This is a genomic window from Telluria sp. B2, assembly GCF_051789535.1.
GTDB lineage: Bacteria > Pseudomonadota > Gammaproteobacteria > Burkholderiales > Burkholderiaceae_D > Telluria.
In genome coordinates this window covers 556,988-572,550 of the sequence record NZ_CP196525.1, presented here as the reverse complement: position 1 = coordinate 572,550, position 15,563 = coordinate 556,988, and the positions used below count along the sequence as shown (strand labels likewise).

The window sequence follows — 15,563 nt, the reverse complement described above, 5'->3', positions numbered from 1 at the left end:
ATTTACTTCCGCAGGTCGATGCGGACCGGCTTGATTTCCTCGTCCGGAATGGTCAGGCGCGCGCGCGGAAGCTCGTCATTGCGTTTGCGCGTCGCCGGGTTGTCGCGCGCGGCGACTGTTTCACGCGCAGCCGGGGTTTCGCGCGGCGTGGCCGGGGGGGTGGTGGTCAGGGCAGCGGCGCGCTGCGGCGGCGCCGGAATCACGCGCCCGCCGCTACCGGCCACGTTCGGGCGGCCAGGCCCGGCCATGCCTGAATGGGGGCGGCCATCGCCCCGCGCCGGCGGCATTGGAAAGGCCGGGCGCAAATTCTCGTCAGCGAAGGGACGTGCCGCCAGGTTGACGCCGGCCGGCGCCGGCGCACGCCCCGAGTACAGGCGCTGGTCCATGTAGCTGTAGCGCTTCAGGCTATTGTGCTCAGGGAAGTCGATATAGATCGCTCGGCCGTCTTCGTCCAACCTGGCTTGGGGCCGGTCGCGGCAATTCCCGAAGTCCCACTGCAGCACGTCGGTGCCTTCGATGGCCATCAGCGTATATTTATAGTTGCAGTTGCGCTCCTGGGTTTCGACAATCACGACCAGGCGTGATTCCACCTGGGCCACCATGGCGATGCGCGCCGAGACCGCATTCGGAATCGGAACCACCCGGTAGCTGCCGATCTTGACCGAGAAGGCGCCGGTGGAAGGGTCGTGGCGCAGCGATCCCGGCGTGCCGTCGGCCAGGCGGAAGCCGCCGATCTGCCGGCCGAAGAGTTCGGCCGTATCGACGCCGATCATCAGGCCACCGCGGTTGTTCGGTTGTACCGCGCAACCGGCGGCAAGCAGCGCGCCGGCCAGTACCAGCATGCGCGGCAGGCGCTGCGTCCACGGCTGCCGGTGGCGGGTACGCGGGCGATCGACACGAAGTGGGCACACGATGATGTTCTCCGAAAGAGGTAAGCGCGGAAGTGCGGCAGCCGGGACCGGCTCGCCCTCTCCCGCAGTCCGGCAAGCGTTTGAGCGCGCATTATGCCTTGAGATACTGCCCGGAAAACTCACGCATTATCACTTGGACAATTTCAGGCAAGGGCGCCGCGCGCTGCGCCCGGAACCTCAGCGGGCCGGCACGATCCGCCACACCACGCCGCCGCCGTCATCAACGACCAGCAGCGCCCCATCCGCCGCCACCTCCACGGCAGCCGGACGCCCCCACACATCGCGGTCGCTGAGCACCATGCCGGTCATGAAGTCCTGGTACTGACCGGTCGGCACGCCGTTCTTCATGAACACGCGCACGACCTTGTAACCCGTGCGGATGCCCCGGTTCCAGGAGCCGTGCAGCGCGAGGAAGATGTCGCCCTCGTACTCCTTCGGGAAGGCATGTTTCGCGCCTTGCGGCGCCTGGTACACGACCATGCCCAGCGGCGCGGAGTGCGACTGGATCAGGGTGTCGGGGACGATGGTCTTGTCCTTCAGGTCCGGGCGGATGCCCTTCAGGCGCGGGTCTTCGTTGGCGCCGATGTAGTACCACGGCCAGCCGTAGAAGCCGCCCTGCTGCACGCGCGTGATGTAGTCGGGCGGCAGGTTGTCGCCCAGTTCGTCGCGCTCGTTCACGCTGCAGAACAGGTCGCCGGTAGTCGGGTGCACGATCATGCCGACGCAGTTGCGCAGGCCATTCGCGTAGGCGCGGCGGTTCTTGCCGTCCGCATCGAAAGCCAGCACGGCGGCGCGTTCGGTCTCTTCGCCCCAGGCGGCGCCCACGCCGTACTTCGCTTCCCACTGCGCCAGCGGCTGCGGCGGCCTCAAGCCGATGCTGGCGGCGACGTTGGTGGCCGAGCCGACCGACAGGAACATCGTCTTGCCGTCCTTCGAGAAGGCAATGGTGCGCGTGACGTGGCCGCCGCTGGTGTCGCTGATCTTCTCGATCACGACTTCCGGTTCGCCCTTGGCCTTCAGGTCGCCCACGCTGTAGGGGAAGCGCACCACCGAGTTGACGTTGGCGACGTACAGGTATTGCGGCTTGTCGGCCGGCCACAGGGCCAGGCCGTAGGGGCGCGACAGACCGGTGGCGTAGACGCTGACCGTTTCGGCCTTCTCGCCATCCCTGGAACGCAGGACCGTGATCTGGCCCTTGGCGGCTTCCGACAGGATGATGTCGCCGTTTGGTGCGCGCAGCGGCAGGCGCGATTTGCCCAGGCCGTCGGCGTAGATGCCGACCTTGAAGCCTGGCGGGACGGCCGGCATGACGCCGTCCGGACGCGGCGCGAGCTTGGGACCGTTGCCGGCGCTCTCGCTGGCGTAAGGTTTGACCAGTTCGGTCGGCTTGATGTGGTGCAGGTCGCCGGGTTTGTCATCAAGCCAGGCGCCGGATTTGTCGGTGCCCGCTTTCGTGATGGCGGCTGCGGCCGGAGCGGCGGCCTTGCCGCTTTGCGTGGCCAGGTAGTCGATCACGGCGGCGCGCTGCCTGGCGTCGGCGATCCCGATCGGCATCGAAGTGCCGGGGACGTCCTTGTTCGGGTCGCGCAGGAAGACGTCGAGTTCTTCGCGGGTCCAGGTTTTGCCGGCGGCGCCGGCCTTGCTCAGCGCGTCGGTGTAGTTGTAGCCGGGGACGGCGCCGGCCTTGCGGCCGATGACGTTGAACAGGCCGGGGCCGGCGCGCGAGGACAGTTTGTTGTCGACGGTGTGGCAGCTGGCGCAGTTCTGGTTGAAGTAGGTTTGGCCGGCGCTTGCGGTCGCTGGGGCGGCTTGTGCGAGGCCGGTCAGGGTCAGGCAGGCGGCGGCGATGGCGGCGTGGGTGGTGTGTCTCATTGATCTTGTTCTGTGTTGGTGTTGTTCGGTGTGCAGGGGCTAGCGGGGCTGTTGCCTGCTCTGTTCGTGGTGCGCTCGATCCGCGTGGGCACGGGGGTGCCCACCCTACGGGAAGCGCCGCGTATCAAATGGCAAGCCGCGTTCCATAAGGAAGCGCCGCGTGTCTGGAACGCGGCGGTTCAGGCGTTTTTGGTCAGCCCAGCATGAAGACCGGGTAGCGGCGCCATTCGGGTTCGCGGTACCTGGCGCAGTTGGCGAAGATGAAGTCGAGGACGGCTTCCTGGTTGGCCAGCAGCGACGCATTCGCGGCCTTCCAGGTGGCGAACTTCGCGGCCAGCTCGGGTTCCTCGTTCAGCAGGCGCTCGGCTTCGTCCTCGAACACGTAGTCGGAATACGCTTCCTTCTTTTCCAGCACGCTGTTGAAGAAGCCCCAGCGGAAGAAGCTGTCGTGGGCCAGGGGCTCGAGGGTCTCGACGATGTACCGCGCCTTGTCCTGGTCGAGCGGGACGATGTAGTCGCCGGCACGCAGCAGCACCTGGCCGCGGCGTTTTTCCAGTTGCACGTCGTCGTGGAACATGTGGCCTTCGTAGGCGTTCGGGCGCGAGGCGACCGACACGATGTGGTAGTAGCCCACCTCCTCCATGCGGTCCTCGGCCACGCGCTCCATCTTCACGCCGTTCAGTTGCAGGCGCTCGATGGCTTCGCGCCAGGCTTGCGGGATGAGGTAAGCCTTCGGCGCCGGCACGGTGATGTCGGCGTTGAAGCGGTTGTACCAGGTGATGTCGCGTTCCCAGGGTTTCGAACGGTCGTAGTACAGGCGGGAATAATCGCCCAGCACGCTCGGCTTGTAGCCGGCCTCGTAGCCCTTGAAGCGGAAGCTGCCCGTGTTTTCCTCGTCCATGGTCCAGTGGATCGGCCACTCGGCGCGGGTGCGGCCCGCTTCCCTGGCGGCGCGGCGCAGCGACTGGATCTGCGCGGCGTGCTTCACCGTGAAATCGAGCGCGGTCTCGACCAGGGCTCGCATCGACTCGTAGCGGTCCGCAAACGGTTTCAACATGTGCGTCTCGGGCATGAAACCGATGGTGTGGTGCAGGGCCGCGTAGCCGGTCGAGAAGCGGGCCGTCTCCAGGAAGTCGGCGATGCCATGGTCCGGGCTGTCCTTGACCGGATTCACGTAGGGGCAGGTCGGCCAGCCGCGCGCTTCCATCTGCGCGTACATCGCCGGCAGCATGGTGTCGCGCAGGAAGCCGCCCAGCTCCGCGCCCAGCTTGTCGGGCTGGGTGTGGATCAGGGTCATGGTGTAGCTGTAGTCGGCGCCGTTCGAGGTGTGGGTGTCGACCATCACGTCCGGATCCCAGAACGTGAAGAACTTGTTGAAGACCTGGGCCGTCAGGGTGTCGCACTTGACGAAGTCGCGGTTCAGGTCGAGGTGGCGGCTGTTGCCACGGAAGCCGAACTGCTCGGGTCCGTCCTGGTTCACGCGCGAGGTGTTGGCGCGGTTCAGGCTGCCGTCGACGTTGTAGAGCGGGATGAAGATGAACACGGTCTCGCCCAGCGCGGCCAGGCGCGATGGTTGCGTGCAGAAGTCGCGCACCAGCGCCATGCAGCCATCCACGCCTTCCGGCTCGCCCGGGTGGATGCCGTTGTTGTTGAAGAAGACCGGACGGCCGCTCTGCTTGATCGCCTCGCGGCTGAACACGCCGTCGCTGCTGACCACGCCCGCGTGGATCGGCACGCCGGCGTCGGAGGTGCCGATTACGCCGAAGCGCAGCACGCTCGGGTAGCGGCGCGCCAGCTCTTCGTACCAGGCGACGCAGTCGCTCCAGGTGGTGGTCTGGTTCTGGTTGCCCAGCTCGTAGGGGGTCTTCAATTCGTTCGACATGGGATTTCGACAGGGAGGTTGAGCCAAAACGTTACGATACAGTACTTGCGGCGGAGAGTGGCAGCGTGATCTCGACCGTGGTACCGCGCTGCGGCTTTGATCGCACCGCCATCGTGCCGTGCAGCGCATACACGCGTTCGCGCATGCCGATGATGCCGATGCCTTCCGAGCTGACGGCCGGATCGAAGCCCTGGCCGTCGTCCTCGACCGCGATGCGCAGCACATCGTGTTCGTCGTCCAGCACGAGGGTCACCTGGGCATTCGAGGCGCCCGCATGCTTCATCACGTTCGACAGCGCTTCCTGCACGATGCGGTAGGCGGAGATGGCGAGCTCGTTGCCGAGGCGTGAAAAATCGCCCTCGGAATGGAAGGCGAAGCGGCAGCCCGAGCCGCTGTCGTAGTGGCGCAGCATCTCCTCCACTGCCCCGTGCAGGCCGAGCATGTCCAGCACCTCGGGACGCAGGCGGCGCACCAGGCGGCGGCCGTTGGCGTACAAATCGAGCGCCAGGCGCGTGATCGCTTGCGCCTTGACGCGGATTTCTTCCACCTCGGGGCTGGACCCGGCTTTCGCGGTGAGCGTGCCGATGCTCTGCGCTTCCAGCCGCACCGCGATCAGCGAGGCGTTCAGCTCGTCGTGGATCTCGACCGCGATGCTCTTGCGCTCGTCCTCGATGATGCTGTTCACCTTCTGGATCAGCTTGCGCTTGTCGGCGTCGGCGCGCAGCGCCTCGTTGCGCGATGCGAGCAGTTCGCGCGTGCGCTCGGCCACCTTGTTTTCCAGGTCCTGCTTGGACTGGTCGAGCGCCACCGACATCTCGCCGATCGACGCCTGCAGTTCCCCGACTTCGCCGCCGGTCGTCACCGGCAGTTCAACCCGGTAGTTCCCGCCGCGGATCTGGCGCAGGGCGCCAATCGCGTCGCGCAGCGGCAGGGTCAGCGAGCGCGCCAGCACCCAGGCCAGCACGCCGCTGGCCGCCAGCGCCAGCGCGGCGATCGCCACCTCGACCTGGAAGCGGCGGGTCTGCTTGGCCAGCATGTGCGCCGGCGACATGGTCACGCGCACCGCGCCCACCACTTCGGTGGTGAGCGTTGGCGGACGCGTGTCGCTCGAGGCCGAGACGTGGGGGATGCCGTTGTCGGAAAACAGGTTGATCCACACCACCTGCTTGCGGATCGGCGCCTCGTAGTAGTGCGGCTCGGCGTCTTGCGCCGTCTCGGAGGTCACGCGCACTGCGCGCTTGCCGCTGGCGTCCACCACGTCGACGCGGAAGATGCTCTTGTCGGACTGGACCAGGCCGTTGATGGTCAGGCGCAGGTCCGTCAGGTTGCCGGAGATGACGTTGTATTCGCTCGTCTCGGCCAGCGCCCGCGCCAGGATGCGGCCGCGCTCGGCCAGCTCCTCGGCCACCTGGGCGCGGTGCGCGTACCACGAGTACCACACAAAAGAGGTGAACAGGAACACCACCGGCAGCATGGTGATGAAGGCCATGCGCAGGCCGATGCTCCAGCTGCGCCAGGGCTGCAGGATGCGCCGCAGGTTCATGGCCGCGGCCGCGCGAAGCGGCGCGCGTCCTCGCTCACGACGATGTCGAGCGAGGAGGCCACGCCCTCGTTGATCGCGGTGCGGAAGTAATGCGGGAACTGCGGCGCCGGCAGCTCGCCGGTGGCGACAAAGCTGGCCGCGATCTCCGCCACCTGGGCATTGATGTCCTCGACCTCGGAATAGGTGGAAGCGAGCGCGCCGACCTTCACCATGTCGGCGGAGAAGCCGATCACCGCCTGTTTTCTCCGGTAGGTCGAGAGCAGGATGCTGCGCACGTTCTCCGGCGTGTAGACCGAACTGTCGGGCAGCGCCAGCAGCACCTCGCTGCGGCCGAGACGCCCCAGCAGGTAGTTGATGTCATCCTCCGGCCCGGCCTGCACCACCTCGACCCGCCCCTGCAGGCCGGGCGCGAAGAAGTCGCCGTGCTGGCCGAGAATCGCCGCGACCCGCACCGGGCGCCGGTACAACAGGCTGGCCAGTTGAAGCTGGTCCAGCGGCGCCGGCTCGGCATACACCGCCGTCATCGCGCTAGCGCGCGCCGGCGGCAGTTTCTTGAGCACCGAGCGCCACACCTGGCTGGAAGTGAAGGCCGCGATCACCACGCAGTCGCAGCGCCGCGCGGCGACCTTGCGCAGCGCGTCCGGGCCGACCGCGATCGTGACCATGCGACGGCGCTGGGCCAGCTCGGTGCGGAAGGCGGCGAAGGTCGGCACCAGGCGCTTGTACAGGTCGTCCGCGATGCGCGCGGTGACGGCGCTGCCATCGTCGCCGGTGACGATCTCGAAGCGGTAGCCCTGCGCCTTGTCCCGTGGGGCTGCCTGTGCCCCGAAGGCGCCCAGGCCCAGGCACAAGGCCAGGCCGGCTGCCAGGCGGCGCATTGCTTGCGCGGCGCAGCGCATCGGGCCTTACGGCTCGATCAGACCGTATTTCACGGCCAGGCGCGTGATGTGGGCCTGGCGCTCCACGCCCAGCTTTTCCTTGATCGACTGGCTGGTATTGCTGATGGTCTTGGTCGAGAGGTTCAGGCGTTCGGCGATCTCGGCGTTGGTCAATCCTTCGGCCATCAGCTTGAAGATCTCGAGTCCACGCTCGTCGAGCTGCGACTGCGGCGAGACGTCGCCGCGCACCGCGATGCTGGCCAGGCGTTCGGCGATCTGCGGCGGGAAGTACAGCTTGCCCGCATGCGCCTGGCGCACCGCGGTGGCGAGGTCCGCCGGATCGCAGTCCTTGGTCACGAAGGCGTGGGCGCCGATGCGGTAGGTCTCCTTGATCAGGCTGTCCTGGTCGAACTGGCTGAGGAAGACGACTTTCGCGCGCGGGTCGCTTTTGAGGATGTTCTGGGCCGCGTCCAGGCCGGTCAGCTCGGTGCCGAAGCGGATATCGAGGATGACGACATCCGGCTTGCATTCGGCATACAGCGCCACCGCCTCGCTCGGGGTGCGCGCCTGGCCCGCCACGTCCATGCCCTCGGCCGCCAGCGACATGGCAAAGCCGGTCATGACGATCGGATGGTCGTCGGCCAGCATCACGCGGATTGCTTTTGTCTGCACGCTAGGTCTCCTTGAATTTCTTGCATTCGCTTACCTGCCGGTGGAAGCGATGTGTACCAATAAGCAGAATAACCATGCTCCGGGGCTTGATTATTTCATACAAAGGCACGGGTGGCGAGCGGCCAGTACTTTCCATGATGCAGGGCGCATGCCGGCGCGATGCGGCATGCACGATTACCAAGAAAACGCTTTACGAGTTGCTATCTGTTGGCATATATTGATTCTACAAGTTAGAAACATGCTGTTCTTTCCGCAGTCAAAGTCCCGTTCGGCCGCTGGGCTTCCAGGGCACCAAGAAAGGAGATAGCCATGCATTTCTCTCATCTGCACCATGACAGCGGCAGCAAGGCCGGCAAGTTCGCGCTGGTCGCCGGGCTGCACGCCGTGATCGCGATTGGCGTCGTCAACATGATGAATGCGAAAGTCATCTCGCTGCCCAGGCTGCCCGAGGACCTCACCGTCTTCATGACGCCCGAGCCGCCCGCGCCCCCTCTTCCTCCGCCCGAGCCGCCCCGGCCGCTGCCGCAGGTCGCGCCGCCCGAGATCGTGGTGCCGAAAGTCGAAGTCGAGGTGCCGCCACCCCCGATCGAGAATCCGGTGCAGACCACCACCGAGGTCGCCCCGGCGCCGCAGCCGGCCCAGCCGGCGCAAGCCGAGGCGCCGGTTCAGTCCTCGAACACATCTTCGAACAGCGGCGCGATGCGCAGCATCGCCCTGGCCGAAGCGAGCGGCTGCGCGACGCCCGAGTACCCGGCCCGCGCCGCCCGCAACAACGAAAGCGGCACCGTCACGCTCGCCCTGCTGATCGGCACCGACGGGCGCGTCGCCAACGCCCGCGTGCAGAAGTCGAGCGGCTCGCGCGACCTCGACAAGGCTGCCCTGAACGCCCTGAGCATGTGCCAGTTCAAGCCCGGCATGAACAACGGCGTGCCGGAAGCCGGCTGGGGGCAGATCGCCTATGTCTGGAAGCTCCAGGACTAGCAAAAATTTCTCCCCCGTTTTGCCCGCCACCCTGAAGCCTGGCGGGTTTTTTGCGCCCACCATAACGACAAGAACGCGACAAGAACAGGAGGTCCACCCCATGATTCCCGATCCAGACCGGCCCGCGCCGTGCAAGCCGGCCGGCATTGCCGCCGCCCTCGTGTTCGTCGTGCTGCTCGCCTGGCTGGCGCTGCGCCAGCAGGATTCTCCCCGACCGCCGCCGGCGCCACGCGATGCGCCTGCTTCGCAGTTCTCGGCCGGGCGCGCCTTCGATCACCTGGCGGTGCTGGCGAAGACGCCGCGGCCCATTGCCAGCGAGGCGAACCGCGCCGCGCGCGGCTACCTCGTGGCGCAATTGCAGGCGCTCGGCCTGGCGCCGCAAGTGCAGCGTGCAACCGTGCAGAAGAACTACGTCGACTACAACGCCAACTACGAAGCCATCGTCGGCGTGGTGCACAACGTGCTGGTGCGGGTGCCGGGCGCCGGCGGCGAGCGGCTGCGCCGCCCCGCCCTGCTGGTCGCGGTGCATTACGACAGCGGTCCCGCCACCTTCGGCGCGGCGCGCGGCGGCGCGCCGGTCGCGGCGGCGCTGGAGATGCTGCGCGCGCTGCGCAGCGGGCCGCCGCTGGCGAACGACGTGGTGCTGCTGTTCGCCGACGGTGAACGCGTGGGCAGCCTGGGCATGCAGGCCTTCGTCGAGCAGCATCCGTGGGCGCGCGATGTCGGCCTGGCGCTGCGCTTCGATGCCGGTGGCAGCGGCGGTCCGCTGGTGCTGTACAACACGCGCGGCGCAGGCGTCGCCGCCATTGACGGCTGGCGCCGGGCGGCGCCCGATGTGCGCGGCTCCTCGCTGATGCACGAGATTTACCAGCTGGCCCCGGGTGCGCTGCGCATCGGCGCGCTTGATAGGCTCGACGCGCCGGTCCTGCACTTCGCGAACAGGGGCTTGCCGCTGGACCGCGAGGGAGAACTCGACACGGTCGCGCGCCTGGACCGCTCCACCGTCCAGCACACGGGCGAGGCCATGCTGCGCCTGGTGCGCCACTTCGGCATGCAGGTGCTGGACCCGCGCCTGGCCAGCGCGCAGGTCCATTTCGAGCTGCCCTTCGGGGCGATGGCGCACTACAACGGCGAAGTGGTGTGGCCGGTCGCGCGCCTGACCTGCCTGCTGCTGTTCGGCGCGGCCTGCCTTGCTTATCAACGGGCCGGGCTGCGCTACGGCCCCTTCCTGCAGGCGGCCTTCATCGTGCCCGCGCTCGCGGTGGCGCTGGGCATCGGCGCCTGGCAGTTGTGGATGCACGTGCCCGAGCTGCACCGCGCCTGGAACCCGGCCGCGCCGCATGCGCGCCCGGCCCTGGCCTACCTGTTCGGCGTGTGCGCGCTGGCGGCGGCCGTCTTCATCGTCGCCCAGCGCCAGGTGCAGCGCCTGACCGGCACCACGGCGGCGGCCCTGGCCGCGCTGGTGGCCTTGTGCTTCGTGCTGCTGCTGGCGAGCTGGCTGGCGCCGGGCGCGAGCTACCTGGTGGCCTGGCCGCTGGTGGCGGCGCTGGCCTGCTTCGCCGCCCTGCATGCGCGCCGCGTGGCGGCCTGGCCTGCGGGTGCGCGGCTGGCCCTGCTGCTGGCCGGCAGCGCGCCCGCCATCGTGCTGGTGCTGCCGGCGCTGCGCGACAGCTTCCTGGTACTCTCGCCCCAGCGCATGAACCTGCCGGTGGCGATGCTGGCGCTGCTGCTCGGCGTATCGACGGCGCTGCTGGCCCTGCACGCGCGGCGCTATGTGGCGCGCGCCCTGCTGCTGCTGGGACTGGGCTCGCTGGCGCTGGCCGGGACTGCGGAAGAAGCGGCCGAGGAAACCGCAGGGGCGCCGGGCGCGCGCGTGAACCGGCTGGTCTACTACAAGGACATGCCGACCTGGGACGCCTACTGGCTGAAACCCGCCGGGCCGCTCGACGAATGGGAGCGCCGGCTGTTCGCCAACCTGACGCGGCCCTACCATTTCGTGAGCGTGTTCGGCTGGGAGCGGCCCGCGCAGTGGTATGCCTGGGCGCCGCGCACCGGCCTGGAGTTCCCCTTCATTCGCGTGCTCAAGAACGGCAAGGCGCCCGACCGCCATGCCGACTTTACGCTGGTCTCGAAGAACCGCGCGCCCGAGATCCGCCTGGACGTGATCGGCGCGCGTGCGCTGCGCGCCACGGTGAACGGCCGCGTGCTGCTCGATACCGAAGCCAAGACCCTGAAGATCATCGCCTACGGGATGGAGGACGAGCTGCTGCACTTCCGGATCGACGTATTGGGCGATCCGATCTTCGGCGTGCGGGTCGAGGAGGTCGTGCCGGGCCTGCCCGAGCACCTGCTGCCGCCGCGGCCGGGGGATGGCACGCCGCTGATTCCGCTGAGCGGAACATCGATCGCTGCGGACACGCTGTGGTTCTACTAGAGACAGGGATGCCCTACAATGTGGCGCGCACTCAGCAGTGCGTTTCCACTAACCATCGCAGCAGGATTCCATGCACAAGATCGTCTCCTCCGTTGTCGTTACCGCCCTCGCCAGCAGCCTCGCACTGGCCTATCCCGCCCACGCCGCCGGCAAGGCGCAAGCCGCCACCGTCAAGGAAGCGCCGCTGCGCGGTCACCTGGCTTTCCTCGCCTCCGACGCTTTGGAGGGCCGCGGCACCGGCCAGCGCGGCGGCGAGCTGACCGTCACCTATCTCGAGACCCAGGCCATGGCCGCCGGCCTGCAGCCGGCCAACGGCAACAGCTACCGCCAGGAGGTCAAGATCGCGGGCGTGCGCGCGCTGCCCGAGCAGAGCAATGTCGGCATCATCGCCGGCGGCCAGGCGCTGCCGCTGCAGTTCGGCGCCGACTGGGTCTGGGGTCCGGGCGACGCCAGGCCGGACCACAGCATGGACGCGGAGCTGGTCTTCGTGGGCTACGGCATCAGCGCGCCGGAAGAAGGCTGGGACGACTTCAAGGGCCTGGACGCCAAGGGCAAGGTGCTGGTCATGATGGTGAACGACCCTGCGCCGACCGCCGCCGAGCCGAAGCGCTTCAACGGCGCCGGCCTGACCTATTATGGCCGCTGGACCTATAAACTGGCCGAAGCGGCGCGCCAGGGCGCGGCCGGCGTGCTGCTGATCCACACCGACGCCTCGGCCTCCTACGGCTGGAGCGTGGTGCAGAACAGCTGGGCCGCCGCGGAACGCTTCCAGCTGGCCGACGCCGACCTCGGTACCGGCATGCAGGGCTGGATCACCGAAGGCACGGCGCGCAAGCTGTTCGCCGCCGCCGGCCAGGACCTCGACAAGCTGCGCGCCGCCGCCGAGGATAAAAACTTCAAGCCGGTCGCGCTGAACGCGCGCGTGAAGGGCGAAACCCGCGCTAGCGTGCGCACCCTGAACGAATACAACGTGGCCGGCGTCGTCCCGGGCACCGACCCGAAGCTGAAGGACGAAGTCGTCATCTACACGGCCCACTGGGACCACATGGGCAAGCAGGGCACCCAGGGCGACACCATCTTCAACGGCGCGGTCGACAACGCCTCGGGCACCGCCGGCCTGCTGGCCATGGCCCAGGAAGCGGCGCGCGCGCCAAGCAAGCGCAGCCAGATGTTCCTGTGGGTCGCGGCCGAAGAACAAGGCCTGCTGGGCAGCGCGGCCTATGCGGCGAAACCGCTGTGGCCGATCGAGAAGACCGCCGCCAACCTGAACCTGGACAGCCTGAACTGGGTGGGCCTGGTCAAGGACGTCAGCGTGCCGGGCAGCGAGCGCACCGAACTGGGCGCCATGGCCGCCGCCACCGCCAAGTCCATGGGACTGGCCATTGCGCCGTCCAAGCCGGACCTGGCCGGCGGCTACTTCCGCAGCGACCACTTCAGCTTCGCGAAAGCCGGCGTTCCGGCCTTCTCGGTCGGCGCCGGCAGCACCTGGGCCAAGGATGCCGAAGCGAACAGCGCGAAAGCCAAGACCTACCGCGCCAAGTACCACCAGGCGAACGACGAATACGATCCGAGCTGGGACCTGTCGGGCATGGTGCAGCAGGCGCAGTTCACGCTGAACCTGGGCCGCATGGTCGCCGACTCGCCGAAGATGCCGGCCTGGAAGGCTGGTGATCCTTTCGGCAAAGCGCGTACCGCCGCCAAGTAAGTAATTAGCGCTGAATACAAAACGCCCGGTCAGGAATGGCCGGGCGTTTTTTGTTTGTGGATTATCGGCGCCGTTATGATCGACAGCCAATGCGCTGGCGTAGGGTGGGCCGGGCCGCGCAGGACCTGTGCCCACGCGGTACGGCCCATGCAGATGGCGCACGTCTGACTGGAATTACGCACCATGAAATACTATTTCACGCACCTCAATTCGATGAAATTTTATTTCACTCAATAATCCCGCACACGATCCGCGCCCCGCCGCCACCCAGCGGCGCCGGATGATCCGAGTGATTATCCCCACCCGCATGCACCATCAAGGCCTTGCCCTTCACATCGGACAGCTTCAGGCGCGGCGCCAGCACCGGATTGTTCGCCGCCCCCGAGCTCTCGACGTACAGCGCCGGTAAATCGCCGATATGGCCGTCGCCCCAGGGCAGTCCGTGCTTCTTGCTGCCGGTCGTGTCCAGGTGACCACCCGCGGCGCCGGCCGGCACCGGTTTGCCATCCTTCTGGTTCGTTGCGCAGCTATTGTTCTCGTGGACATGGAAGCCGTGCACACCCGGCGGCAGGCCGGTCAGGGCGGGCGTGAACACCAGGCCGTATTTCGTTTCGCTGATGGTGACGGTGCCCGTCGACTTGCCGACGCCGGCATCCGACACCGCATGCATCGTCGCGCGCATCTCGGCGGCATGCACGGCCGCCCCCGCGTAGGTGGAGCACAGCAGCGCCGCGCAGATCCATTGAGCTTTCATCGCCTATCCCTTTCTTTGGAAGTTATTGAACGAGACAACGCGCATCAGTGTAGAACATCCGTCCGAACAGGGCCGTTCGGCTCGTCCCCGGTCGACTGCGCATTACTACCTGGGTTATCTGGTGGCGAAGGAAGCGGGAAAGCGCCACGCCATGCAGGAACTGGCGCGGCCAGACTACGGCGGGGCGCGCGCAGCCGTCCAGTCGGCGCTGCGCGGCTTGCGCGAGGCGGCGCGGAAGAGCGAACGGGACGCGCAAGCGGCGTCCCGCTAGCGGCGGCTCAGCCGCGCCTGGAGGCGAGCTTGCGGCGTGCGGCGGCGGCGCCGAACAGGCCCAGGCCGAACAGGGCGACGCTGCCCGGCTCCGGCACCTGGTTGGCATTGGCGATCGCGAAATCCCACACGTTCAGGCGGCTGTTGTTCACGTTGTCGCCGATGTTGGCGACGCCGGCCACGAGCTGGTACACGCCGGCGGTGGCGGCGGTATAGCTGAATTTCACCGGGCCCGTGCTGTTCGACTGCCCGGTGTTCGCCACATCGCGTGCGAACAGCGTGACGCCGCCGATCGACACGAAACTGGTGTCGTTGTAGGGCAGATAGTCCACGGCGTAGAACTCGGCATAGCCGGTCAGCACCTCACCGGCATCGAGTTCGATCGCCTGCGAAATCGTCGTGTAGAGACCCGTGCCGCGGCCGGCGAACAGGGCCGCGACCTTGGTCTCGACCGTGCCGGTGACCATGACGTCGCCTTCGGTTTCCCAGCCGGTGAAGTCACCGGTGCCGAAATCGCCGTTGACGATCACGCCGGCGGAAGCGGTATTGGCGAAGAGTGCGAAAGCGGCTGCTGCGATGAGTTTGGTTTTCATTTGATTGCTTTCTGTTTTGGACAACGGACAGAAAGCAATAGTTATGCCTAATAGTAAATAGTTATGTGAGTCAATAAGTTACAACCAGCAATCCTTATTGCATATGCTCATGTGTAAAGTTCCCCGACAGTAAACGTAGCCCGACAGCGGCTACGGTTTGCCGGTGAACCAGCTGACGGCCGCCTCCGCGACATCGGGCGGAATCACATGCTCGCCGTGGAATTCCTGGTATGTGAGCGGGTATCCGGCGGCGCGTAACTGGCGGACGATGGTGCGGCCGCAGGGTTCGATCGGCAGCACCCGGTCCTCATCGCCATGGGAGATGAACACCTCGGGCGCACCCTGCTGTTCCATCGGGCCGATGAAGCCGGGAGAGAAGCCCAGCACATGGGTGAACAGTTCGCCATTGGCCAGCCCGAGCGTCAGCGCATACGAGGCGCCGTCCGAAAAGCCGCCGATCCCCAGGTGGCCGGTGTCGACCGCGTACTGCCCGAACGCGTGCTCGAGTGCGCGGTCGACCAGGGCCAGGTCCTGGCCATAGCCGCGCCGGGCGATGATGTCCCAGGTGGATGCGTGGGAGGCTGGTGCGAGCAGGATCAGTCCGGCGCGGTCGGCCAGGTGCAGCAGGATGCGCAGCCCGTCGTGGGCGTGGCCGCCGGCGCCGTGCAGCAGCACGACCAGCGGCATGGGCTGGCTTGCGTTGTACTGATCGGGCACGTAAATATAGCTGTCGCGCCGGCTGCCGACGTCGAGCTTTTGCAGGCCGGTAGGGGCATTCGATGTGGCCGCCGTGCCCGATGCGGGCGGCCGGACGTTGAGGTGACCACGTTCGTTCATGCTGCCCTCCCCCCGAGTCTGAAAGGCATTGTAGGGGCTTCCCGACGTCCATGACGCAGGATTCGGTCCGGCATCGAACCGCGCTCTGCAGCGCGATTAATTCAGTGTGAACGGCCAACGCCGACATCGATCCAATGGCGATGCTTGCGGGCAGCTTCTTGCGCCTCGCCAAATCGGTCCTGGCTGCGGCGAGCCAGAATCGGCATTTGTGCTTTGTTACCAAGGAGAGCA

13 protein-coding genes are annotated in these 15,563 nt (G+C 67.1%); 4 read left to right on the top strand and 9 right to left on the bottom strand.

All coding sequences use genetic code 11. The features are described from left to right. Nucleotides 1-2: 2 nt before the first annotated feature. The 6 genes from ACSUZJ_RS02580 to ACSUZJ_RS02555 form a co-directional block, all read right to left on the bottom strand. Nucleotides 3-911: a hypothetical protein gene (locus ACSUZJ_RS02580; protein ID WP_499413023.1), complete on the bottom strand. Its 909-nt coding sequence runs from the start codon at nucleotides 909-911 to the stop codon at nucleotides 3-5. A gap of 177 nt (nucleotides 912-1,088) precedes the next feature. Further along, complete coding sequence (locus ACSUZJ_RS02575) at nucleotides 1,089-2,783, bottom strand: PQQ-dependent sugar dehydrogenase (protein WP_499413021.1); 1,695 nt, start codon at nucleotides 2,781-2,783, stop codon at nucleotides 1,089-1,091. 193 nt (nucleotides 2,784-2,976) lie between these two features. Further along, a complete protein-coding gene (locus ACSUZJ_RS02570) occupies nucleotides 2,977-4,665 on the bottom strand; it encodes a M14 family zinc carboxypeptidase (protein WP_499413019.1) in 1,689 nt (562 codons plus the stop codon). A 31-nt stretch (nucleotides 4,666-4,696) separates the two neighbouring features. Then, nucleotides 4,697-6,208: a sensor histidine kinase gene (locus ACSUZJ_RS02565; RefSeq protein WP_499413017.1), complete on the bottom strand. Its 1,512-nt coding sequence runs from the start codon at nucleotides 6,206-6,208 to the stop codon at nucleotides 4,697-4,699. Then, nucleotides 6,205-7,086: a hypothetical protein gene (locus ACSUZJ_RS02560; RefSeq protein ID WP_499413015.1), complete on the bottom strand. Its 882-nt coding sequence runs from the start codon at nucleotides 7,084-7,086 to the stop codon at nucleotides 6,205-6,207. Before ACSUZJ_RS02560 ends, ACSUZJ_RS02565 begins: the two co-directional genes overlap by 4 nt. A gap of 27 nt (nucleotides 7,087-7,113) precedes the next feature. After that, nucleotides 7,114-7,758, bottom strand: a complete 645-nt coding sequence (locus tag ACSUZJ_RS02555; RefSeq protein ID WP_499413013.1) for a response regulator — start codon at nucleotides 7,756-7,758, stop codon at nucleotides 7,114-7,116. Between the two features lie 309 nt (nucleotides 7,759-8,067). On the opposite strand from ACSUZJ_RS02555, the gene ACSUZJ_RS02550 reads away from it, so the two are divergent. The 3 genes from ACSUZJ_RS02550 to ACSUZJ_RS02540 all read left to right on the top strand — a co-directional run bounded on the left by ACSUZJ_RS02550 (nucleotide 8,068) and on the right by ACSUZJ_RS02540 (nucleotide 12,878). After that, the gene (locus ACSUZJ_RS02550; protein WP_499413011.1) at nucleotides 8,068-8,739 is read left to right on the top strand and encodes an energy transducer TonB; all 672 of its coding nucleotides are present in this window, start codon (nucleotides 8,068-8,070) and stop codon (nucleotides 8,737-8,739) included. 100 nt (nucleotides 8,740-8,839) lie between these two features. Beyond that, nucleotides 8,840-11,173, top strand: a complete 2,334-nt coding sequence (locus ACSUZJ_RS02545) for a M28 family peptidase (protein WP_499413009.1) — start codon at nucleotides 8,840-8,842, stop codon at nucleotides 11,171-11,173. Nucleotides 11,174-11,243: 70 nt separating this feature from the next. Beyond that, nucleotides 11,244-12,878, top strand: a complete 1,635-nt coding sequence (locus ACSUZJ_RS02540; protein ID WP_499413007.1) for a M28 family peptidase — start codon at nucleotides 11,244-11,246, stop codon at nucleotides 12,876-12,878. Between the two features lie 226 nt (nucleotides 12,879-13,104). Here the strand turns inward: ACSUZJ_RS02540 and sodC are convergent, their stop codons facing one another. Continuing rightward, complete coding sequence (gene sodC, locus ACSUZJ_RS02535; RefSeq protein ID WP_499413005.1) at nucleotides 13,105-13,632, bottom strand: superoxide dismutase [Cu-Zn] SodC; 528 nt, start codon at nucleotides 13,630-13,632, stop codon at nucleotides 13,105-13,107. Between the two features lie 25 nt (nucleotides 13,633-13,657). On the opposite strand from sodC, the gene ACSUZJ_RS02530 reads away from it, so the two are divergent. Further along, nucleotides 13,658-13,903, top strand: a complete 246-nt coding sequence (locus ACSUZJ_RS02530; protein WP_499413003.1) for a hypothetical protein — start codon at nucleotides 13,658-13,660, stop codon at nucleotides 13,901-13,903. 7 nt (nucleotides 13,904-13,910) lie between these two features. Here the strand turns inward: ACSUZJ_RS02530 and ACSUZJ_RS02525 are convergent, their stop codons facing one another. Together ACSUZJ_RS02525 and ACSUZJ_RS02520 are read right to left on the bottom strand one after the other, a co-directional pair. Next, complete coding sequence (locus ACSUZJ_RS02525) at nucleotides 13,911-14,495, bottom strand: PEP-CTERM sorting domain-containing protein (protein WP_499413001.1); 585 nt, start codon at nucleotides 14,493-14,495, stop codon at nucleotides 13,911-13,913. Between the two features lie 150 nt (nucleotides 14,496-14,645). Then, a complete protein-coding gene (locus ACSUZJ_RS02520; RefSeq protein ID WP_499412999.1) occupies nucleotides 14,646-15,332 on the bottom strand; it encodes an alpha/beta hydrolase in 687 nt (228 codons plus the stop codon). Between the last annotated feature and the right edge of the window lie 231 nt (nucleotides 15,333-15,563).

Excerpts from the sequence above, each read along its gene's own strand:
- ACSUZJ_RS02575 (WP_499413021.1), bottom strand. The coding sequence starts at position 2,783 with ATGAGACACACCACCCACGCCGCCATCGCCGCCGCCTGCCTGACCCTG.
- ACSUZJ_RS02570 (WP_499413019.1), bottom strand. The coding sequence starts at position 4,665 with ATGTCGAACGAATTGAAGACCCCCTACGAGCTGGGCAACCAGAACCAG.
- ACSUZJ_RS02565 (WP_499413017.1), bottom strand. The coding sequence starts at position 6,208 with ATGAACCTGCGGCGCATCCTGCAGCCCTGGCGCAGCTGGAGCATCGGC.
- ACSUZJ_RS02560 (WP_499413015.1), bottom strand. The coding sequence starts at position 7,086 with ATGCGCCGCCTGGCAGCCGGCCTGGCCTTGTGCCTGGGCCTGGGCGCC.
- ACSUZJ_RS02550 (WP_499413011.1), top strand. The coding sequence starts at position 8,068 with ATGCATTTCTCTCATCTGCACCATGACAGCGGCAGCAAGGCCGGCAAG.
- ACSUZJ_RS02545 (WP_499413009.1), top strand. The coding sequence starts at position 8,840 with ATGATTCCCGATCCAGACCGGCCCGCGCCGTGCAAGCCGGCCGGCATT.
- ACSUZJ_RS02540 (WP_499413007.1), top strand. The coding sequence starts at position 11,244 with ATGCACAAGATCGTCTCCTCCGTTGTCGTTACCGCCCTCGCCAGCAGC.
- sodC (WP_499413005.1), bottom strand. The coding sequence starts at position 13,632 with ATGAAAGCTCAATGGATCTGCGCGGCGCTGCTGTGCTCCACCTACGCG.
- ACSUZJ_RS02525 (WP_499413001.1), bottom strand. The coding sequence starts at position 14,495 with ATGAAAACCAAACTCATCGCAGCAGCCGCTTTCGCACTCTTCGCCAAT.
- ACSUZJ_RS02520 (WP_499412999.1), bottom strand. The coding sequence starts at position 15,332 with ATGAACGAACGTGGTCACCTCAACGTCCGGCCGCCCGCATCGGGCACG.